We start from the raw sequence: 21,367 nt of genomic DNA on the forward strand, positions 1-21,367 counted from the left end.
GATAATCTTTTTCAGATTCAATCAATAATTGAACCGCTCTTTCTCTGATTTCAGGGGTATATTTTAATTTTGTCATCGGGATAGTCTCTCAGAATATTGACTCTCCGACAAACCCGGTACGGTTCATCTGGACTATATTCAAAAGCAATGGTGGGTCTACCTGTCGTGGCTGTTGAACTAATCAGCGTTCCCCATAACCATGATTCGCCCCAACCGTTGTAATAAACATTAAGTCTATTGAGCATTATCCCTTCCTCTTAATACGGTGGCGCTTACTTTGACTCTCATAGCGAAGAATGTCATTCACACTGTTAAGCTGAGGTTTAAATAGTTCCTGAAGTTCGTTTAATCGACCCAAGACCATTGCAATACGGACTAAATTTTCAACAGATACATTTCGTCCCGCTTCAAGATTCGAAACTGTATTCACGCCGACACCAGCGCGTGCTGCTACCTCAGCTTGAGACATCTCCAGAAAGAGTCGTTGCTTACGTAAACGCTCACCTAAAAGAGTCACAACTTCTTCTGGTTTAGTGAAATATAAATCCATTAAATTGGGTCTTAAGAATGAATAATTTAATTAAATCACAAAATAATGGAATTAATCTATAGCTATAGTGTGGCTAAGGAGGGCTTTGTTGCACAGCACATCAGAAGGGTAGGTATAGTCCTTGGGTATCGGTTACAGAAAATCATCAGGATGTACTTTGACTGATTGTTGATACGGAGATTTCAGTATTTTCATTTTTCCTAATAGGTCACATTACTTAGAAAGGGTTCTTCGAAAATTAGTTCATACTTTAAAAATCCTATAAATATTGAGGATATTTTCTTAATGCTTTCAATATAGCATGCGGCTATATGTAACTCGAACGGGCTTAATCTGCCTTTCAGTATAAATTTTTTGGGCGTGAGAGGGGAGAGGTGTGAGGGCAAGCAATTTATATCGTGGATACTTCTAAATTACTTATGTAATAGAAGGTGGTAAACATGGATTTAGAGGTAATAACACTAAATATAAAAAAATTGGAAGAATAATTTATTAAATTATTGTTTTTATGTGGTTATTGGTGATGTTATGAATAATAATAACTTTTTTCTTGATGAATTTTACCTAAAAAAATTGATCAGATAATTTTCTTTAAATGTCATGCATACATAAATTTGACAGTTTGAAGGGATCGGTATGTGCATTTTTCACAAGGTTAAAGATCGACCATAAATGTGATAAACGGCAGAGGATCATTGAAAAATGAATGGATTTAAACACTACATGTATGCACGAAAAAAAGTATCGCTGCGGTTCTGCTGACAGGCTGTATTGAGCATTGAATGCAAATGATGTAGTAATTGTCTACAGGCTATAGGACCAGCATGAAGAAGAATGAAATGTAGTTGCCAATTTATAACCTTGGTTGAAAAGCATAGCATTGTTATTCGGAGAAGTGAGGTAAGCCATCCTTCTCTTATTCATTTAAAATGATTCTTACTCAACTGATCTCGACTCATGGGCTGGTTCCAATTAGACGGATAATAACTTCCATCCCCTATCTTTTTCTTACCACATTTCTTGCATTTAATCCCTTCTTTGGAGATTTGATTCAGCATCACTGTTGTCGGTTGAATCAAATCAATGACATAGTTCGTTGGTTCAGGAAAAGCAGAAGAGGCTGCTTTATTGCAAAAGAGAACATTCGGATCAAATGGATTGGATTGCACAAAAGCCATGATACAGCCACAGAGTAATTCACCTGCATGTAATCTGTAACATCCATTCAGGTCATCAGACGAAGATTAATCTGAAATTTAAGCACTAAACACCATAAATCTATGTATGGGCAGACTTTTTTGAGACATATGTTGATAAACATGCGGCAAGTTACATTGCTTAAAAGTCTATCTAAGTTAACGATCTATTCAATTCTGGATAAGTAATCTGAATATTACGATCCTAAATTACCCGAAGAGTATTAAGATTTCTAAGAATCGTGATTGTTGGTTTATTTGGGAAATTAATCAGTGGATTGAAGCAAAGATGATGGCTCATTAAGGATTGTGGGCTTCGACTACTTAAATTTTAGGTATTTTGAATAAAGCATATTTCAAAAATCTTAATTAATGGATTTAAATTACCATAAAAACCTTCAATATTGGCTTGAATCCATTGTTGTTGAGAGTCAATGCGAGACCAATCAATACCATAACCACAATGAGCAATCAGATGCTCAAAGAAAATCCGTTGTGTACGTCCATTACCTTCACGGAATGGGTGTATGACATTAAGCTCACAATACAAGTCGGCAAGTTGAGGAATCAGTTGTTGTGGTGCTAAGCCTTGAAAGTATTTTTTTTCTTGAAGCGGTTTGAGTAGTTTATTGGTTTCAATTTCAATACGGGAAAAATTACAAAAACGGGTGTCACCTTTGGAAATATCGATTTGTCTTAACTTTCCTGCCCAGTCGTATAAGTCGCCAAAGAGCTGCGCATGAATTGATTTTAAGTATTGTAAGTCGTAAGGTGGTTCAGCATATTCAATTAAGTTACTTGCCAATCCAGACAGTTCTAGTTCAGCTTGTTCTAAAATTTGTTCATCACGAATATTGAGTTTGTTCTTTAGGATATTTGTGCCAGGGTAACAATACAGGCTGTCACCCATTTCCCCATATTTATCCATACATGCACCTGACTAAGATTCGGGTTGCGAATACTTCTTATATTTTTGCAAGATTTCAGCTTTACTTTGTTGAGTTGTTTGAGCTGTCGTTGTAATGCCTTCAAGCTTTAGGCTGGCTTGATAGTTTTGCGAACGTGTCGCTTGAATATATTTTCTTTTCTGTTCAGTGGTTCTGAGCATTTCGAAACTCCATTGATGCTACACGTGAAGTAAGTATAGCAGAGAATCTTTTTGATCAATGCTGCATACACAGCATTTCTAAAATGTAATACAACGGTATTGTTTCATGTAATAACAGAAAACTAAAAAAAAGTGGAAGAATTCTTAAAATTTAGACCGTCATAGATAAGCAAACCGTATGTATTTGTTGAGAATTGTAATTTTGAGAAAATTTAGTTGATAAATTAAATGAAGTTTCATATACAAAGATATGCTCATTTTTTAAATCGATAAAAATGTTAAGATTTGACTATTTGGTAAAAAATATAGAAATTTTTATGGGGCAATTTATCATGCCCTTTTGCTTTGACCGAAAAAATGTTCAACTTGAGATAGTAAAAATTAACTCAGAACTACTGAAAATCAAAAAGATTAAACAGAGTCAGAAAGTAGTAGTACAAGCAAAGTTCAAAATAATCTATGTGAAAATTTGGCAAAAAATCTTGCTATTGATGCAAACGGAGCCAGGCTTACGTGTGCATTCTAATTATGTTGCAATCTTACAGTTGATACATAATCTTGATGATTTTATCGAAAAATCACAACAACACTTGTGCTTTGAAAGAAAAGCTCAGAAAGAACTGGATGCTAAATTTTTTGCAAGATTTTTTAAGCTAACAAAGAATTCAATAAAGGATCAACTTTTACCAAATCGTTCTGATCACAATGAATTTAAACAATGCAACGTGATAAAAATATTAAGCGAAAATGAATATGCCAAACATTGAAACACAAGAGCAATTCTTAGATTTAGCAGAAAAATATCAACAAGATTATTGTCTATTACGTGATGATATTGTAAATACACAATTTGTCGATCTATCAGATGATTTGTATAAAGATGTCTACGCTCTATACAAATTAGCACAACAAATTTATAGCTATATATCAGGCTCCAGACAGATCGGTAAGTATTCTTTTTTAGCTGCTGTGAGTTTTTTTGCATGTCCAGATTCTAGTAATACACAAGAGCTGTCATCGCAACGTTATTTGATTCTACAAGCGAGTTTTTTAACATATCGGCAGTATCAAGAATTTGCAAAAATTGATAAAGCTGAGAATAAGCAAAAACATGTTTGTGACCTATTACGCTATGTCTCACGATATGTGCTGGATTCTAATCATGCTGAATTATTTCATGAATGTAGTAAGCTGCTAAATTGTTATGTCACGTACGAACGTAATTTGAAAAAAGAGGATCGTAATCAACTTTTTAATATTAAAGATTTCGAACAAGTACAAGTCATAGAGTATTTATCGGCTCTATTAATAATTTTTAAAAGACTAGATGATCGTCGTGTAGTTCATCGTCAGCGTAAGTCAAAAAAAAGCAAAGTTTTGCAATGGCCGACGAAAAATGAACTCAAAAAATTTCGTGAAATTAAAACGGGTAAGCAAGTAGATATTGGACATAACGCAAAGATTAGTATTTATGATGCCGCTCTTCACAAAGATGAAGAGGGTGAAGTTGATCTATTAGATCCTGAAATGGAGTTTTATTCAGAAGATGAAAAGTCTAAAAATTTAAATTATATACTCAGCGATAATGCGACGCATCTAATGCGGCATCGCCAGCGCCGTCATGCTCCTTTTGTTACAAATCCACATTATTTGGCGCCAGATATACTGAAGCAAATTGTTTATGTGTTGAGAACCGAGTTATCCGGGCACTGGAGGGATGCTGCAATCGCTGCAGCATGTTTATTGTCACTTTTGACGGGATTATCACCCGTCGCACTGATGGATTTTAACGAGCTTATTCAAGATGGAATTTTGATCCAGAATGGTTCAAGTAGACGTCGCGAATATTTACTCAAATTAAATCTTAAAATTACAGAGCAGAAGATTAAGAGCTTAAATCATGTGCGGTGGAATGAAGTGATGACACATCAACTACATTTACCTTCTGCTTGGTTTGACTATATAGAACAAGCATCGAATCCACTAATTTCATCAACACACATTAATACGAAACTTAAGAATTGGCTTGATAATCGGTTTGTAGGTTCGATCACTGTAGAAAAACTGCAGGCTCAATTATATTTTCATATATATTATGAAACATATAATGAATATCTTGCTCATGTAATTGCTGGGCGGGATAGTCAGCATCACATGCCTGGTATCTATTATGGCGGGCTACCGAAAACTCAACTCAGTAGCACATATCTAGCCTTTTTAGAAAAAGCACTTACACCACATTCCACACATTTTACTGAAGACACGGCTGAACTAAAAATATTGCAACAACAATTCAAAGTGCAATCTGCATTATCTATAGGAAGGATAGGGAGCCAACTGGCACTTGAACCCAATTTTGTGAAAGAGCAATTCCATATTTTACATAGACATTGTCACGAAAACATCCAAGAAGATAAGCACATTATTAATCAACTTAATGCATATGCGTGTTGGATGTGGCATATCAGTTTGTTGAGTTTGGCAAGTCGGCCTAAAAAAAACCTGTTGGGGAATTTGGATGATTATTGTGTTGAGCTCAAGCTTTTATATGTGAATGATAAAAAAAATAGTAAAGCAAGAAAAGATGGTCGTTTTATCCCTTTATCTGATTTTTTCATAAAAACACTGCAAAATTACACTGCCTTTTTAGAACAAATTATTGAAGCGTACGGTTCATTTTTTAGACAAGTCTTTGCAAAGAAGAAGATAACTGTAAATGATCTTTTTGGTAAGGTCATTTTTAGTAAAGATATCTTGCCGATAACTGTCAAAGAATGGCAGAGCAGGAAAATTAAGTTAATCCCTTTATCGAGAAAATGGGTGAATTCATATATGCAAGGAGTCTTTCCAAAGAATATGTATTCGAATTGGTTACGTCATTTTGACATGAACTTTTTGATGCATGAGCAGCAAGAGGGTAAACCAGCATTAGCTTTTCACTTAATTCAGGCCCTGTATGGTCATGACCAACGTGACCGAGAGGCTTTTCATCCGCATTCTTCACTTATCCCGAATGTCTATGTACAGCAAGCCCGCCAGCAATTGCAAGATAATGTCAAATCTTTATCGATTAAACACTTAGAGCGAAAATAGTTGTATGCAAAAAATCAAAGAACTAATAAAACCACAACTAGATGATCTATTTGTTGATATTCATAAAATGGTGAAAAAGTCGCTAGATAGACAGCCTTCTCCACCTGAAGTATTGACGAAAGAAATGCAGCAAAAACTTGATCAGCAGATCGCTGAAAAATGGCATGACATTAAAGATAGTGTTGATTGTTTGAGTCAAAAGTTGAGCCGAGACGAACAATCAAAACTGATGCAATTTACTGAAGATGAATTTAATAAAAGAAGGAAGCAATTCAACCAGAATGTAGATAAAAAATCATACAGAATTAAGCTAAATCCACATACTAAACGGATCGTACTGCCTAGAAAAATTGAGAGTACAGAGTCACGGTTAGAACAGGGGCATCTACATATCCATGTACTTAAGGAATTAAGGCAGTATTGGCAAGATTCATTTGAATATTGGAATGAACCAAAGTACTTATGGGGAAATTTATGCTTAAGTTTTATATATATTTCAGGCTGTGCAGATGAACAGCATTTGATTGCTATTCAGAAGCAATTGCAGGAGGCCATTGAGCTTGGTACAGATCTGAATTGTTTTCGGTTATACCATTCGGACTACAAAAAAATCACTAATCCATTGTTACTACATTATCGTGTTGAAAACTCTCAATATGGCAACGATGTAGAACAGGGAAAGTTGTACCAATGGAAACATGTTTTTTTTAACCCATATGCGCAGTTCATTTTGCAATATTTAAAAAAGTTGAAAGCTGCTCAGAAAGAATTTTGTCTGCAACATTCAGTTGAAGATTGTATTTTAGAAAGCTTGAGTAAGATAGGCAGGAAAAAAAGTCTTGGGGATCTGCAATATCAAATTAAACGCCGTGGATTTCGTGCATTTAATGATGTGCAAATGGTACTCGAATTTAATCCAAACCTCAGCATAGATATATTTTTGAGTAATGTGCTTCAGCAAGAGATTAATACTGTTGCTTTAAGGCCATCCGAATTTAGATTGCTGTGGAATAATGATTACAATCAAGTCACAGAACCAGATAATCGCCCTATTCATTTTGAACAAGAGCAGTTACTTCCTGAAGTTCCGACTGTTCAAAGCAAATTACAAACGATTCCGTATGAGTTGATGTTGTTTGGTCAAAAGAAACGTAAAGGTCAAAAAGTTGAGCGTTTAGATAAAAAGAGGAATAAAGAAGAACGCACGCTACGTTTTTGGCAAGAAACTAGAAGGGTGTTAGAGGAGAAGATAGTTGATGCTAATACGGAGGAAAAGTCTTTAATTGATGCTCAACTACGCTTAATTCACTGGTTAATGCATTTAAAAAAACGAGGGCTTCAATTATCAACTATTGAAAGCTACTTAGGATCGTTTGGCAAAGAATTTATATTTGAGATTTGGCTCAATAAATTAGATTTAAAGCAACAATCCATAGATGACTATGAGGATTTATATCGGCAGCTATTGAAATACAGCAGTGAACGTGATGAAAAAGCAGTTCAACGAGATTCGGTGAAAGGAAAAACCTCTCGTAAGATGCACCAAAGCGCAGAATACCGTTTTGGTCGCCTAAAAGATTTTCATCAATTCTGTATAGAGAATTATGATGCTCCAGGGGTATTGGTGTTACAGAATTCAAGTTTTAAGCATTTACAAATTTGCAATGCACGGCTAGTGAGTCCTTTGCTATTTGGCAAATTATTGGAAAAACTAGAAAATTTAAGTCAAGAGCCAACGGCATCAGAGTGGGTCGATCATCTGAGTTGTTTAAAGCTGATGTATTTACTAAGTTATAGAACTGGACTTCGATTAAATGAAGTTCGTTGTCTTAAAATACAAGATATTATTTGCCCAGAGCTACTTTATAAAGAAAAAGAAAATACAGTTTTTAATAATATCACGCTTCATATCCAAGACAATTCATATCGCCGTCTGAAAACGCGAAGTGCGAATCGTCAAATACCATTGAAAATTGCATTGTCAGAACATGAGTTTTTAGTAGTACAACGTTACATACAACATCGTTATGAGCAATATTTGGTTAATCAGCAGGATGATCTACTTTTTAGTGTGAATCATCGTGTATTAACTGATCAATGTATCAGCAAAATTACAGTAGATTTGTTTAGTCAAATATTAGGTATGCATCATGGCTTTAGTTTTCATACATTACGCCACAGTGCTGCTAACTATCTAGCAATAACTTTGCTCGGTTCAAAAGAAATGATCAAGACCTACACAGATTGTCCTTGGGTAAAAGCAAAAAAGATGAGGGATTTATTGTTTGGTATGAAAGCACGTGCTCAAGAAGAGATTATTCAACATAAATGGCAGGTGCTCGCCTCTTGGATGGGGCATAGCAGTATTGAGCAAACGGCTTCAAATTACCTTCATGTTTTGGATTTATTAGCAGTCGATCGAATTTATAATTCGCCGTGTATCATTTCAAAAAAAGTATTAGAACAGTGTTTTAGTCCAGTGAAGTCAAGTACAGACTACATAAACCTAAATCGTTATACTCAGCAGCAGAAATGGTTTAATTCTTATCAGCAAACACAGCCAGTTACGATGGCTGGCCGACAAGAAAAGAAGTTTAGTATAGAGAAGAGTACTCTGACACCTTTTCAACGTTTGATAAGTTTTAGAGAAGGTCGTTTAAGCGAAGATACCCAAGCTCAAGAATGGATGCAACGATGTCAATGGATGAGCACTAAATGGATGGATCGCCAAAAATTTAATTTAAAAACGAATTATGTTTATAGTAAGAATTTAGAAGAGAGTTGGTTTGATGAACTTTACGAAAAGGCTAAAAAACTGACTCGTCCAGATGAAATAATTCCTCTCCTTGATTTTCATTATAAAGATGATAGGCAGCAAGATGCACTGAAAGAAAAGAACATGGTTAAGGCGCTTAAAATATTATTATTATTTGGAAAACTGCGTAAGAATTTTCTACATTTTCAATGCCGAATGAAAGGTGATGAGCAACAAATTGTTAATTTTATTACTGGTATAGAGCCAATGTTAGGAGATCATCTGTATTTAGAAAAACAAAACTACCCAGTTAATTTGGATGCTCCTGAGCGAACCGTTAAATTTAGTTTTCAAAGAGTTGTCGGCTCTAACAAAAAAAATGTTACTCCGCTGGTTATATTTAATTTAATGTTAAAAATGATGCAAAAAGATGAACTCTGGATCAAATAGCCTAAGCATGTTAAAGGGGAATTGTTTAGAAATTTCCCTGTTTATAAGTAAACTGCCTTTATGAAAAGCACCATGCTGACTTGGATTAATAAGCGGAATGTAGTATCACAGTTTGATCGCTGGATTTACGAAAATGGTGTGAAGATTAGCGGTATGGTAAATCGATGAGCTAAAGTGTTGTAGTCCAAACTCGATCTGACAATTACCCATTTTTTAGTGTGCCCGTCAGGTTAAATTTGAACTGAATTTTTCTCAGCCCAAATTCATTTCCAATCAAGTTATGTTTCAAGTGGCGTGCGAACACTGCACAATTTAATTCACGGTGCCTAAGACAGGTATCAACTTCGGACCAGCCATTCTAGCTTTGCTAATGATTTCCACCAGCTCATCATAAGTCAGTTCAAACTTATCCTCACTATCAAATACATAGACCATATTCTTGCCTTCATGTTCAGGTGGAGTAGGTGGTACAAATCGTTTCGGGATAAGAATTTGTGCGAGTTGTTCGTCAGTTAATTTAAATAAGTGCATGTTTTTATCCTACTCTTGGTAAGTCAGACCATTTGGTTAAATACGAAGGTGATCTAAGGTTTTGATTCATGTGCCATGTGGCTTCTTTATTGTTGGCAATGCCTAGCGTGACGAGATTCTTCCCAAACCGTTCACTGATGGCTTCGATGGCATCTGAAAGCCTTTCTCGCTCTTGCTTATGTGAATAGTCCGTGAATAGATCGGGCACAAACTTGGATTGATCTGTAATTTCGAGCAGCACGATTCCCGCCTTTTTATACTTAAAGCCTTTCTTAAATATCTGATCGATGCCTTTCATCGCGGCCTTGGTGATGAGCAGTAGATCATCCGTATGCTCATGCATTTGAACGACGATGTAAGGCGAGTAGCGCTCTGTATTATCAAAGCGACTGGTTTGGATATACACGCCGATCATCTTGCAGATTGAGCCATCTTCCCGCATTCGTTTCACGGCTCTGGCCACATAAAGCCGAACCGAAGCTTTAATGTCATCCATTTCATACACTGGGTTGCCATATGAACGGCTGCTGATGATTTGCTTCTTCGCTACAGTATCATCACTAAGGTCAATACAAGAAAGGCCCTGTAGCTCAAGCACCGTCTTTTCCATCACGATACTAAACTGCTTTTTGATTTCTTTAGGATTGGCATTGATCAGATCCAGCACAGATTGAACACCCATAGTATTGAGCTTCTTACAGTTCTGTCTGCCTACGCCCCAAACCTCAGACACATCAACCTGCGCGAGTAGCGTTTCTGTAGAGCATGGGTCCATATGGGCCAGATTACAGACCCCATTGAAGAACTTGTTTTTCTTGGCGAGATGATTGGCAATCTTGGCTTCGGTTTTAGAGCGACCAATTCCAATACAGCAGGGTAGGCCTAACCAACGCCAAGCCTTAGCCCTCATGTCTTGAGCATATACAGTCAGGTCAAATAGATGCTCGTAAGCTGTGAGCTTCAGAAAGCATTCATCAATGGAATAGACCTCTTGATCTCCTGGTGCAACATAGTCCCCAAGCAGCTCCATAAAGCGCTTGGACATTTCGCCATATAAGGAGAAATTACTGGATAGCACCTGAATGTTATGTTGTTTGATCAGCTCTTTAATTTGGAATACAGGAACACCCATCTTGATGCCTAAGTCTTTCGCTTCCTGGCTTCTGGCCACGGCACAGCCGTCATTGTTGCTGAGCACAATGGTTGGGCGATCATTCAAGGCAGGATTAAACACACGCTCACACGAGACGTAGCAATTATTCACGTCGACTAACGCGAATATTTCATTTTCACTTTGCATGGTTATTCTTCTTTTTATGAGCGGTGATAAATACGCTTTAAATTAAAAGTCACCACACCCCAGATTGATATGGTCTGACTATCATCAGGAATGATGTGATTGTAATTCGAATTTTCAGCCTTCAACCAAAGTTCTGGAAGCGGATAATCTTCATCTCCAAATATTTCTTTGATTTCAGACTTGGACATCTTATTGGTGATCATCAGCCGCTTAATGGTCGAGGCATTGTCATCAATCAGGGCAACCACGATATCGTAATGCTTGGCTTCAATACTGCGATCAATAATGATTGGATCATTAATCTCTAGGCCAGCATCGAGCATGGATTCACTGTCTACATAGGCAATAAAAGTAGAAATAGGGTTGTGAATCAGGAACTCATTCAGATCGAGTGCTTTGTCTTGCTCATCCTTGGTGCTGAAGGCCGGACCTGCAGGAATACGCTCTAAAGAGACGGGAATAGATACTTTGGATTTGGGTAGGACAGCAGTAAGCCCTAATTTTTCAACAAGCTCATTTTGAACAGCGATTTGTTCAAGCACGGTGTTGATGGTAGGACTTGGTTTACCCTCTGGACCCATGAGCTCTTGTAAAGATGACCATGCGTCGTCAGAGAAGTAAATAGGCAACTTCTTAGACATGAGATACTCCTACGCTACGAGGCGTGTTTGGAAGTAGAATTTGTTTAAATAGGATATTACTAACAGCGTTTAAAATTCAAATTTAAAAAGTTGTGGATAAACAAGGATGCGTCAGAATAAGACGTTTTGTTTCTGCTCATCGCGTGGAAATGTGACGAATTCATCGGGCATTTGAAAGAAATATTCATGCGCATGTTCATGATCGGCTGTTAGCCAGTCTTTTCTGTACTGTTCTGGAATAACGATGATGGATCGCTTCTCATCCTTCGGTGCATGGAATTGTTTCATAAAAGGGTGATGGTCCGAATTGATGGTCAACATTGAAAAGGAACGTACCTTATTGCCATTAATCACTGCATCATCATAGATCCCTGCAACAGTAAAAGGCTGATCATCTTTACGCTTGATGGTGTACCAGTGTGGCTTGCCATTGATGTATTTCGGCTCATAAAATTCTTGTACTGGGACTAGGCAGAACTTGCTGTACTTCCAAGCATGTCGAAAGCTAGGCTTATCTGCTACAGACTCAGTTCTGGCGTTATAAGTATGACTGCTGAACTTCAATTCTTTCGCCCAGCTCGGTAGTAATCCAAACTTTGCAATATCAAGCTCTAAGTGATCTGAGCCGTTCAGAATGATTGGAGCATGATAGGAAGGGAATACATGATCCTTAAGCTCAAGATCAAACTGGCTTGTATCGACACCTAAGAGTGTCAAATTTCTTTTATTTGGAAATAGGTAATTTGAGCACATAGCCTGATCACATAACTAAAGAATTTATCTGAAATTGTATACGATGCTTTATGGAACACATGGGATTTATGGTGTCAGTTCAAGTAGGTTATATGAAAAAAGTCATGATGGGGCAAGTTACATTTTCAGTTAAAGTATGACTTATGGGATGCAAAACTACGTTGGGCGTGAAGTCATAAAAAAATTAATCAGGATTTTGCATAAATAGTGCGCCGTAAGGCGCATTATTTTTAAGGAAGGTTTGTATTACTCGACAATATATAACTTATGTTTTTTCTTCGGGGGCTCAACTTTAGCTAAAGCATCAAATGTTAATTGATTAAAATCTTCTTCAGAGATTCCAATTTCATCAAGCATTTTATTTTTATCAAAAGATGGTTGTGAGGCTAAAACAGAGATAATTTTGGGCAACATCAAACTCTCATCTCGATGAGTTTCTTCAGGTTCATTAATGTTGTAGCCCAACGAATTGATCTTTATAGAGTTACTACGATTAACCCAATCACTAACTAATCCCAGCTTGTGAGCTTTATAGTTAATAGCCTTCAGGGATGTTCGCCAAATCTTTTTATACTCAATCATATTTTCTAGTGAAAAATAGCGTGGAGCAGTAGAAAGAAATGCATCTGTTGGCATTAAAAATTCAGATGAAAATTGATCCGCTTCAGTTTCGAGAACACGATTATCTTTCTCGACACGAATTTTTTTGTTATGCGTATGCATAACGATATGACCAAGTTCGTGTGCACAATCGAAGCGGGCTCTTTCGGCAGACTTAAATGTATTTAGAAATATGAAAGGGCTACCACTTTCATCATCAAAAAAAGATAGTGCATCAATTTCTCGAATTTCAGTCGGTAATCTAAAGACACGGATTCCCTTTAGCTCACACAACGAAACAATGTTATTAATAGGTTGATTACCTAAAGCCCATAAACCTCTCAACTCTGACGCTAGGTGATCGGCATACTTAGATTCACCCAAAAACTCAGTAATATCTAAATCAGGACGGTGAAAAGTAGGTAACTTTACTTTCTGATTTAAGTACTTGTTAATATTTATTGCTAAAAGAGTATATGCCTCATTAGCTTTTCTATGCTGTGCTTTAATACGAGCAACCGATCTATAGAAGATTTGGTCTGTTTCATGTGGTTGTGTGTCATTACCTGCAAAGAATGACTTGGGTAAATTTAATACACGGCATATATCATCTTGATCATTTTCATTGATTTCTTTATCCACGTCTAAAAGTTGCTTTACCTTAGAGATAGAGCAACTCAATTTTTCTGCGAAATCGGTATTGCTAAGTCCTCGTAATTCTTTAGCAATACGTAAACGATCTTTATTAAACACATTAACCTCAGATTAAACTACAAGCTGAATATCAAAATCATCTGGTTTAATTTCATTAGATGGTTCCAATACTGGCTTAGGATCAGTTTTTACAGGAACTGTATTATCTATTTCAAATGCAATTCTGCAAGTATGGTCACTTGGTAAAATTGAAATTTTTTTCGCTTTTAAGTCCTGTACGAAGCTAGTTGGGTATGCAAATTCAAAAGGAATATTTGGGATATCAATGTCTTTATAGGCTGGATGTGATGCTGAAGGAAAGTATAAAATCCATGTTCTCAATTTTGTCTCATCATCATAAGCAGACTGATTCTCCTTAATATTATTTAATGTCATTAATCCTTTTTCACAGTGTGCTGATACAACTTGATCAGCTAACCCCAATGCAATATTCCCGCTCATAAAGATAATTTGTATTTTCTTTACTGTATTCTCAATTCTTGGCTGGCTGTCATTGTGGAATATCCAAGCAGGATCAGATTGTCGAAGCAGTAAAGCAATCTGTTCTCCAATTTTTCCCCATCGTGCAATAAAGCGTGCACGGTTATAGTGAGTATTTGTTCTATAGTCAGCATCACCGATCATAATTGCGTTTCTGACTAACTCGAGATCAGGTAATCCTAACTGTTTAGCTTTTTTGATAGCATTTTCACCTTTGAAAAAATCACATGGCGTGGGTTCAGAAGGTTGGATTGATTCTTCATCAAGGAGATTTAAATTCATCTTAAAAGTTATCCTAAAGTAGCGAATGTCTTTTTTATAACATCTTTTGATGTTTTAAAAAAGACATTTTTATAAATGTGTGCTATCTTCACTTACAACTTGATAATAAGAATTTTGGAGAAGAGACGTTGAGTAACTTATTCATTAATCATAAAAATTGTCCTGAATGCGGTGGCCGTATCAAAGGCTATTATTACTACTGTGGGCAGTGTGGTAGTCAAAATGTTGTAAACTGGAAGCACACGGGGATATTTTTGTTGATTGCTGGAAAGATTTTTCTGGTTGCTATGCTTTTTTTGCTAAAAAATTTTGTTCAAATCCATTTTTTTCACAAGTTTCATTGTGCTAATTTTTTAAATAATTCATAGAGGTTGATAGTAAAATGAAAGTTAAAGATTTAATTAAATAATTAGAAGAGTTTGATCTGGAATTAGATGTTTTAATTGCTAATGAAGAGAACAAAATCATTGGCATAAAAACCCTAGCCCGATTCTTTGAAATAAGCTATGTTTCTTTTGTTCATCCAGAGACACAAAGAAATGATATGGAAAGAAATGTTGAATTTACCTTTTTAGGAATGTCGACTAAAGACTCTAGAGTTATTGTTTTTATTGACGTTGTTCCATAATTTTCAAGTAGTCAAAATGAGTATACAATATTCATGTGATGCAAGAAGATACAACTGGATAGGATGGGCCCATAAGTATTTGAAGCTGCCTCGTGTATGATCATGGGGACTGTCCAAACAAACGGCTTTTGAGAGTGCTGCCTGATACGAAAAATAATATCCAAGAGATGCTAGCGGTAAATTTAGTGTAAAATTTAATGCTAGCCATCATTAAAACTTATTTAAAAATATGAAGTTATATCGCACAGATTGGAATATGTTTCCTAAAACGGTTATTGACCGTGGTCTTGGAGATGCAACCTCTCATTACATGTATGAAGCTGCTAAAGCAGGGGATGTTGAAAGTGCGTATATTTTAGCTAAAGATTTAGTTTCGGATGAGGCGATTGCTGAACTAGAAAGAATTATCGATGGTCGGGAAACTATTATAGTACCTGTACATGCTGAGGAAGCAGTCGGTCGTAATATGATTCCTTTAGCTACTTCAGCAGTTATAGCAAAGAAACTTGGGCTTGAAGTTGATACGAATATAGTTCAAGCTATAAAAGTATCAAGAACTGGCGGTGATGGGTGGCATAGATTAGCCAACCCACCAGCATTTGATGGGACAATAAACAATGATAAATGTGTTATTATTGTTGATGATACCCAGACCCAAGGTGGTACTTTTGCAGCATTAAAAGGTCATATTGAAACAACTGGGACGAATAAAGTTATTGGAGCATATGCACTGACGGGTAAACAATACTCATCACAATTAGCTCTAAGTAAAGAAACTCTTCAGCAATTGAGGGATGTATATGGTAATCTTGAAGCATGGTGGAAATCGATTTACGGGTACGATTTCGAAAGGCTCACAGAGTGGGAAGCAAAGTATATCCTCAACTCTCGTAAAACAGCTGACGAAGTCCGAGATAGAATCATTGCGTCAAAACAAACGTGATGCTTATGCACTTATGATGAAAATGAATTAATTATTATTTAATTAAGTTAAAAGACTGCTATATAGCGGTCTTTTTTGTTTTTGAGCTCTACAAATTTTAATGAGTACATATAGTTACTTTTATAAAAATGATAATAAAGGGTAGAGGAGGTCATCTAAGAATTTAAAGCACAAGACTTATTTAACATTGATGACAGAAAAAGTGAGTTGTTGGGAACTTAAAGAAGAGGTGGTACTTATAATGGTTACTAAAATACAAATACTTAAAATATTAAATATATAAAACAATATATTACAAATATATATGATGCGTAGTGTACGCATCATACATAAAGCGTTCTATTTTGATATAATTGATCCAATCAACCCATTGTTAGGTTTCATTTAAATTCCATGAGTCTTACTGAAATTAAAGTTCGCCAAGCTCATTGTAAGGAAAAAACCAGTTTTTTATCCGATGAAGATGGGCTTAGCCTGAAGATTGAGCCGAGTGGAAGAAAATCTTGGTGCTATCGCTATACAGATCCACAAACTAAAAAACGTCGACGCATTCAGTTAGGTCGTTATCCTGATTTATCGCTGAAAAAGGCACGACAAGTCAGAGATGACTTTAAAGACAATGATTTCTGTTTTGAACAAGATACTGCCTCTAATGTCATCACCTTTGGTAAGGTCGGGGAGGAGTGGTTACAGTTCAAACTGAAAAATGCCTTCAACGATCTACCCCGCTGTGGTGTACTACAGTTAGCAGAAAGATGCTTACAGCAAGATATTTATCCAGACCTTCAGGATCTACCTTTTCAAAACATCAAGCGTTATGACCTGGTTTCAGTAATCAAAAAAATAGAGGGACGCCAAGTAAAAGAACCTGTCAAGAAAGCTTGTAGTTATTTGAACCAAATTTATGACTACGCTGTAGCGATGGGTTATTGTGAATTCAACATCGCGCATGGTTTAAATAAAATCGCCATTAACAGTAAAATCAAGAAAAATTATCCGTATTTGAAAGCGGAGGATATATCTGATTTTAAGTATAAATTACAAAAATTGGATGCCCATCCGATTATTAAAAAAGCACTGCTGTTCAAATTACATACTGGCGTGCGAGGGGCTGAATTGTTATTGGCTGAGCCTCATCATTTTGATTTAAATGAAAAAGTCTGGAAAATACCTGCCTTGCATATTAAACAGTTTCGACGAAAAGTCATATTAGGCCATGAGATTCCCGACTTCTTAGTTCCACTTTCAGATCAGGCTTTAGATATTTTAAAAGACGTCATGCAATGGTCATACGGTGAAAAGTACATTTTTGCTAGCCCACGGAAACATAATCAACCGATTCATTTTAATACATTAAATATGGCTATACGTAAGATGGGCTATGGAAAACATCAATTATCCTCTCATGGACTACGTTCCACTTTTAGTACCATTTTGAATGACTCAGGTTTGTTCCAGGATAACTGGATTGAGGCACAACTTTCACATATTGATAAGAACCGTACCCGTGCCAGCTATAATCACGCTGACTATTTAGCCCAGCGGACTGAAATGATGCAGTGGTGGGGTGATTATTTAAGTACTGCTAAGTGAAAATCGTACTTTTATACATAGACTTAAAACATTATGGGGTTTCAAATGGATAGTAAACAATATACTTGCCGTGTTACATGGTCAGCAGAATATAATGAGTATGTTGGGTTGTTCGAACCACAAGCACTAGCCATTTGTTGTAATTCAGCTTTAAGCGCCCTTAATTCTTTCATGCGTTTATTCACTAGTGCAAGTTGCTGATCAATTAATGCATTAACGCTAGAGCAGCTTTCTTCTGGCTTATTTTTTAATTCGATAAGACGTTTAATATCATTGAGTGATATATCTAGGCTGCGACAATGCTTTACGAATTCCAATTGTTTAAGTGCTTTGCTATCATACAGCCTGAAATTACCTTCTGAACGATTTGGATTTAACAGTAATCCTTCTCTTTCATAATATCTAATCGTTTGTATTGAACAGCCCGATTTTTTTGACGATTCGCCTATTTTCATCAATTTCCCCCAGACATTTGACTCTATAGTTACTATAGAGTCTATAGTATAAGTATGCAACGAAAAGGATATATAAAAAATGACTGAGAAATATTTAAACAATACGAATATCGTTAATTTTGAACACAAAGATATCCAATCCTTGATCGATCAACGTAGGTGGAAAAACTTGGATAACTTCAACAAAATTGGTGCCGCTTATCAGTTTGTAAAAGATGAGATTTTCTTTGGTTATAATGAAAGCGATGATATTGCAGCAAGCGATGTGCTAGCAGATGGTTATGGACAATGTAATACTAAGGGTAATCTGTTAATGGCACTATTGCGTGGACTAGGCATTCAATGCCGATTTCATGGGTTTACCATAGACCAGCAACTACAAAAAGGTGCTATCCCAAGCTATGTATTTTGGTTAGCACCTAAATACATCATTCATAGTTGGGTAGAAGTTTACTTTGAAGGGCGTTGGATAAACTTAGAGGGCTTTATATTGGATGAGCAATACTTAAGCTCTCTACAGGAGAAATTTGACCAAGTAAAAGATGATTTTTGTGGTTATGGTGTTGCAACAAAGTGCTTTTCATCACCAGATACAGATTGGCGTGGAGAAAATACCTATATTCAAAAAGAAGGTATTCATGATGACTTTGGGCTTTATGATTCCCCTGATGAGTTCTATCTCGAAAAAGGGACTAACTTGTCGGGGTTCAAACGCTGGATATATCAACGCTTGATACGTCACTTGATTAATATGAATGTATCAAAACTAAGAAATAGAAAAGTACTAGAGGTACAAAATGCACAACCATAATCATAGTCATCAACATGGTAAAGATGACCGTATTGGTTGGGCATTTTTCCTTAATGTGACATTCACTATTATCGAATTTATAGGTGGTTGGCTCACTAACAGTACGGCGATAATGGCAGATGCAGTTCACGATCTTGGTGATAGTCTTTCAATAGGTTTTGCGTGGATTTTAAGTCGTTTTTCAGATAAAGAAGCATCAGATAAGTTTAGTTATGGTTATCGTAGACTTACTCTCTTTGGCGCATTGATAAACAGTATTGTTTTAATCATTGGCTCAATTTGGATTTTATTTGAAGCAATTCCAAAGCTGTCCAATCCTGAAATGCCTGTAGTCGAGGGGATGTTAGGGCTAGCGATACTCGGCGTTGCCGTTAACGGATATGCTGTATTAAAATTAAAAGCGGGTGAAACATTAAATGAGAAAGTACTGACATGGCACCTTCTTGAAGATGTACTTGGATGGGTTGCCGTTCTTATAGTCTCTATCGTACTGTTGTTCGCTGAACTGCCGATATTAGATCCCCTTTTATCAATAGGGTTCACGCTGTTCATCTTGTTTAATGTTTTCAAAAACCTGAAATCAACACTCGTTTTATTTCTTCAAGCTGCACCCGATAAAGAGACTCAAAAGCGTATTAAACTATCACTAATGGAATTTCCTGAAGTTAATGGTATCCACCACATGCACTTTTGGTCACTAGATGGTGAAAGTCACGTTTTAACAGCGCACCTTGAGCTGAGTGACAACTTTGACGTTAAAGAATTAATTAGGCTTAAACAAGAAGTTGCAGCTAAATTATCTTCCTATCATTTATCGCATACAACGATAGAGTTTGAGTTTTTAAATGAAAATTGTCGGGATGAAGCGCAGTAAGCTTTATCAATAAAATGTTGGGCATAAAATATTAAAAGCAGCTTAATTAGGCATAACCTAGTAATTAAGCTGCTTTTTTTGATTTTAAATTTCGTCGGATTGCTGTTTGCTACTCTCAGAGCCATGCGCCCATTGATATAAAATAGGCAATACAAACAAAGTTAAAATTGTAGAAGATACAATACCGCCGATAACAACTGTTGCTAGTGGTCGTTGTACTTCTGCACCAATTCCAGTGTTTAACGCCATTGGAATAAAACCTAAACTTGCGACCAGTGCCGTCATTAAAATAGGTCTTAAACGAATGATGTGCTGAGTTTCCATCATTGTCTTGGCTTGATGCGGATCAGTCTAAAGCATTCTCAGGAATAGAGGAGCTCGTTGCTGATGTTGTCGCTGATATGATTAGCAATAATGAAAAAGTTCCTACACCACTCTCCGGGAAAATATAGTAGGCAGTTTGTTGTCCTTGTTCTCAGTGGTTCAACAAAAACTAGCCCTCGAAGCCGCAGAACGTGGCGTGGACATAAATTGTTTAGTATCAGTAAAAAGAGCGATGTAATTTTAGTACGAGTGAGTGATAGAGCAGGAACCTATGCTTCATATATTCAGTAAATGGTATGTTTTTGAATTAATAGGTATTTTTAAATAAAGCTTTCTTTGATTTAGTGCTTTTTATTTAATAAATTAATTTTAAAAACAACTTAGGCTAATTGATAAACACTATCTGGAAAGATTAAAAGAAAATATTTTTTAATTTCTGCTAATTCATTTAAGGCAGGTTCCCTTTCAAGCAGTTGAAATGTCCAAATAAGTACAGCCTGATGATTATCATAGCAAGTATTTACTCCAAGAAAATTAGCCATTCCATAACTTCTATTGATGTTCATTTCTTTAATTAATTGATTTCCTAAGTCACGAGCTTGCTGGCTGATCAATAACTCATTTGGTAACACGGCGGTCATCTCCACAAAATAATCTAATGCAGGTTCAATCCTTATATTTAAAAAGTTATAATTTAGTTGAAATGGATAAAATATACTTTCTATAAGTTGTAATAACCTGCTGTAGGTTAATTTTAGCAAAGTATTACTCAGTCAACAACTTCAAATAACCCACAGCAAGTTATTTTTTGTAAATTAATTTAAATATGATTACTTGTAAGTTATCTAGCCTCATGGGCGATAGAAAAATTTTAAAATTAAGTGAAGTGGTGCATGCAACAGGTATCAATCGCAACACGCTCACAAGTATGTATTATGACCGTGCTGTACGTATTGAATTACCAGTCGCCGATAAGTTGTGTAAGTACTTTAACTGTACGATGAATGATTTGTTTGAGTTTAAGGAAGAAGTTGAAGAAAAAGATTAACTTAATACTTCGTTTGATAAGTTTTTCGAAGAAAAAGACTAGCCAATACTTAGTTTGATAAGTTTTTCTCTGCAGATCTAATATTGAATTTTATAAAATATCATTACAAACAGAGGTGGTTCCACTTGTTTGAACAACTAAAAGCGTATTTATAAGTGATATTCCGCTCTAGTTAAGCCACCTTGTTTTGTTGGGGTAGCTGATCATAGTAAAACTCATTTGGTGTCATTTTGTCTAG

The 21,367-nt window shown here is 36.1% G+C and carries 21 protein-coding genes and 3 pseudogenes; 10 read left to right on the forward strand and 14 right to left on the reverse strand.

Translation table 11 applies throughout. The features are described from left to right. Positions 1-125: 125 nt before the first annotated feature. The 5 genes and pseudogenes from FTT73_RS14385 to FTT73_RS14405 all read right to left on the reverse strand — a co-directional run. Positions 126-245 (reverse strand): annotated as a pseudogene (locus FTT73_RS14385) (serine/threonine protein kinase); the annotation flags it as partial. After that, on the reverse strand, positions 245-550 hold the full coding sequence (locus tag FTT73_RS14390; RefSeq protein WP_000366814.1) for a helix-turn-helix domain-containing protein: 306 nt from the start codon (positions 548-550) through the stop codon (positions 245-247). The gene FTT73_RS14390 and the pseudogene FTT73_RS14385, both read right to left, overlap by 1 nt. Positions 551-1,470: 920 nt before the next feature. After that, the gene (locus FTT73_RS14395; protein ID WP_004726728.1) at positions 1,471-1,728 is read right to left on the reverse strand and encodes a hypothetical protein; all 258 of its coding nucleotides are present in this window, start codon (positions 1,726-1,728) and stop codon (positions 1,471-1,473) included. A 349-nt stretch (positions 1,729-2,077) separates the two neighbouring features. Beyond that, positions 2,078-2,674, reverse strand: a complete 597-nt coding sequence (locus FTT73_RS14400) for a putative adenosine monophosphate-protein transferase Fic (protein WP_179990952.1) — start codon at positions 2,672-2,674, stop codon at positions 2,078-2,080. 12 nt (positions 2,675-2,686) lie between these two features. Then, on the reverse strand, positions 2,687-2,854 hold the full coding sequence (locus FTT73_RS14405; protein WP_000946583.1) for a YhfG family protein: 168 nt from the start codon (positions 2,852-2,854) through the stop codon (positions 2,687-2,689). 317 nt (positions 2,855-3,171) lie between these two features. Between FTT73_RS14405 and FTT73_RS14410 the strand changes: the two genes are divergently transcribed. From FTT73_RS14410 to FTT73_RS16620, 4 genes are read left to right on the forward strand one after another with little or no spacing between them, the layout of a single operon-like run. Next, positions 3,172-3,621 (forward strand): hypothetical protein, encoded by a 450-nt coding sequence (locus FTT73_RS14410; RefSeq protein WP_002046161.1) that lies wholly within the window; start codon positions 3,172-3,174, stop codon positions 3,619-3,621. Continuing rightward, positions 3,608-5,947, forward strand: a complete 2,340-nt coding sequence (locus FTT73_RS14415) for a hypothetical protein (RefSeq protein WP_127800787.1) — start codon at positions 3,608-3,610, stop codon at positions 5,945-5,947. Before FTT73_RS14410 ends, FTT73_RS14415 begins: the two co-directional genes overlap by 14 nt. A gap of 4 nt (positions 5,948-5,951) precedes the next feature. Beyond that, positions 5,952-9,152 (forward strand): site-specific integrase, encoded by a 3,201-nt coding sequence (locus FTT73_RS14420; protein ID WP_127800785.1) that lies wholly within the window; start codon positions 5,952-5,954, stop codon positions 9,150-9,152. Between the two features lie 60 nt (positions 9,153-9,212). Next, the gene (locus tag FTT73_RS16620; RefSeq protein ID WP_372551473.1) at positions 9,213-9,320 is read left to right on the forward strand and encodes a hypothetical protein; all 108 of its coding nucleotides are present in this window, start codon (positions 9,213-9,215) and stop codon (positions 9,318-9,320) included. Between the two features lie 144 nt (positions 9,321-9,464). Here FTT73_RS16620 and FTT73_RS14425 read toward each other — a convergent pair whose 3' ends face one another. From FTT73_RS14425 to FTT73_RS14450, 6 genes are all read right to left on the reverse strand, one after another. Then, positions 9,465-9,683 (reverse strand): hypothetical protein, encoded by a 219-nt coding sequence (locus FTT73_RS14425; protein WP_000550047.1) that lies wholly within the window; start codon positions 9,681-9,683, stop codon positions 9,465-9,467. A 4-nt stretch (positions 9,684-9,687) separates the two neighbouring features. Continuing rightward, positions 9,688-10,983, reverse strand: coding sequence for a Y-family DNA polymerase (locus FTT73_RS14430; RefSeq protein WP_001190354.1), 1,296 nt, complete (start codon positions 10,981-10,983; stop codon positions 9,688-9,690). Positions 10,984-10,997: 14 nt separating this feature from the next. Further along, positions 10,998-11,624 carry a LexA family transcriptional regulator gene (locus FTT73_RS14435; protein WP_000038641.1) on the reverse strand — a complete coding sequence of 209 codons (627 nt, stop codon included), beginning with the start codon at positions 11,622-11,624 and terminating at the stop codon, positions 10,998-11,000. A 111-nt stretch (positions 11,625-11,735) separates the two neighbouring features. Next, on the reverse strand, positions 11,736-12,377 hold the full coding sequence (locus FTT73_RS14440) for an SOS response-associated peptidase (protein WP_002046584.1): 642 nt from the start codon (positions 12,375-12,377) through the stop codon (positions 11,736-11,738). Between the two features lie 246 nt (positions 12,378-12,623). Further along, a complete protein-coding gene (locus FTT73_RS14445; protein WP_000482094.1) occupies positions 12,624-13,730 on the reverse strand; it encodes an ImmA/IrrE family metallo-endopeptidase in 1,107 nt (368 codons plus the stop codon). 12 nt (positions 13,731-13,742) lie between these two features. Next, entirely contained in the window at positions 13,743-14,453 is a 711-nt protein-coding gene (locus tag FTT73_RS14450) for a hypothetical protein (RefSeq protein WP_001052588.1), read from the reverse strand. Positions 14,454-15,310: 857 nt separating this feature from the next. Between FTT73_RS14450 and FTT73_RS14455 the strand changes: the two genes are divergently transcribed. Continuing rightward, positions 15,311-16,024 carry a phosphoribosyltransferase gene (locus FTT73_RS14455; protein ID WP_001986287.1) on the forward strand — a complete coding sequence of 238 codons (714 nt, stop codon included), beginning with the start codon at positions 15,311-15,313 and terminating at the stop codon, positions 16,022-16,024. Between the two features lie 393 nt (positions 16,025-16,417). Beyond that, entirely contained in the window at positions 16,418-17,617 is a 1,200-nt protein-coding gene (locus tag FTT73_RS14460) for an integrase arm-type DNA-binding domain-containing protein (protein WP_005245164.1), read from the forward strand. 41 nt (positions 17,618-17,658) lie between these two features. Here FTT73_RS14460 and FTT73_RS14465 read toward each other — a convergent pair whose 3' ends face one another. Beyond that, positions 17,659-18,072 carry a Cd(II)/Pb(II)-responsive transcriptional regulator gene (locus FTT73_RS14465; RefSeq protein WP_180186806.1) on the reverse strand — a complete coding sequence of 138 codons (414 nt, stop codon included), beginning with the start codon at positions 18,070-18,072 and terminating at the stop codon, positions 17,659-17,661. 79 nt (positions 18,073-18,151) lie between these two features. Between FTT73_RS14465 and FTT73_RS14470 the strand changes: the two genes are divergently transcribed. Both FTT73_RS14470 and FTT73_RS14475 read left to right on the forward strand, forming a co-directional pair. Next, positions 18,152-18,883: a transglutaminase family protein gene (locus tag FTT73_RS14470; protein WP_005245162.1), complete on the forward strand. Its 732-nt coding sequence runs from the start codon at positions 18,152-18,154 to the stop codon at positions 18,881-18,883. Continuing rightward, a complete protein-coding gene (locus FTT73_RS14475; protein WP_127800877.1) occupies positions 18,870-19,757 on the forward strand; it encodes a cation diffusion facilitator family transporter in 888 nt (295 codons plus the stop codon). The genes FTT73_RS14470 and FTT73_RS14475 overlap by 14 nt, the downstream gene beginning before the upstream one ends. An 84-nt stretch (positions 19,758-19,841) precedes the next feature. Here FTT73_RS14475 and FTT73_RS14480 read toward each other — a convergent pair. After that, positions 19,842-20,066, reverse strand: a pseudogene (locus FTT73_RS14480) (efflux RND transporter permease subunit); the annotation flags it as partial. Here FTT73_RS14480 and FTT73_RS14485 point away from each other — a divergent pair. Next, positions 20,066-20,209 (forward strand): annotated as a pseudogene (locus tag FTT73_RS14485) (antitoxin HicB); the annotation flags it as partial. The pseudogenes FTT73_RS14480 and FTT73_RS14485 overlap by 1 nt on opposite strands. 252 nt (positions 20,210-20,461) lie before the next feature. Here FTT73_RS14485 and FTT73_RS14490 read toward each other — a convergent pair. Next, positions 20,462-20,713 (reverse strand): hypothetical protein, encoded by a 252-nt coding sequence (locus FTT73_RS14490; RefSeq protein ID WP_004658363.1) that lies wholly within the window; start codon positions 20,711-20,713, stop codon positions 20,462-20,464. Between the two features lie 194 nt (positions 20,714-20,907). Here FTT73_RS14490 and FTT73_RS14495 point away from each other — a divergent pair, with 194 nt between their 5' ends. After that, positions 20,908-21,129 carry a helix-turn-helix transcriptional regulator gene (locus FTT73_RS14495; RefSeq protein ID WP_004658364.1) on the forward strand — a complete coding sequence of 74 codons (222 nt, stop codon included), beginning with the start codon at positions 20,908-20,910 and terminating at the stop codon, positions 21,127-21,129. The last annotated feature ends 238 nt before the right edge of the window (positions 21,130-21,367 follow it).

It is taken from the genome of Acinetobacter sp. YH01006, assembly GCF_013420445.1.
Taxonomy (GTDB): domain Bacteria; phylum Pseudomonadota; class Gammaproteobacteria; order Pseudomonadales; family Moraxellaceae; genus Acinetobacter; species Acinetobacter pseudolwoffii.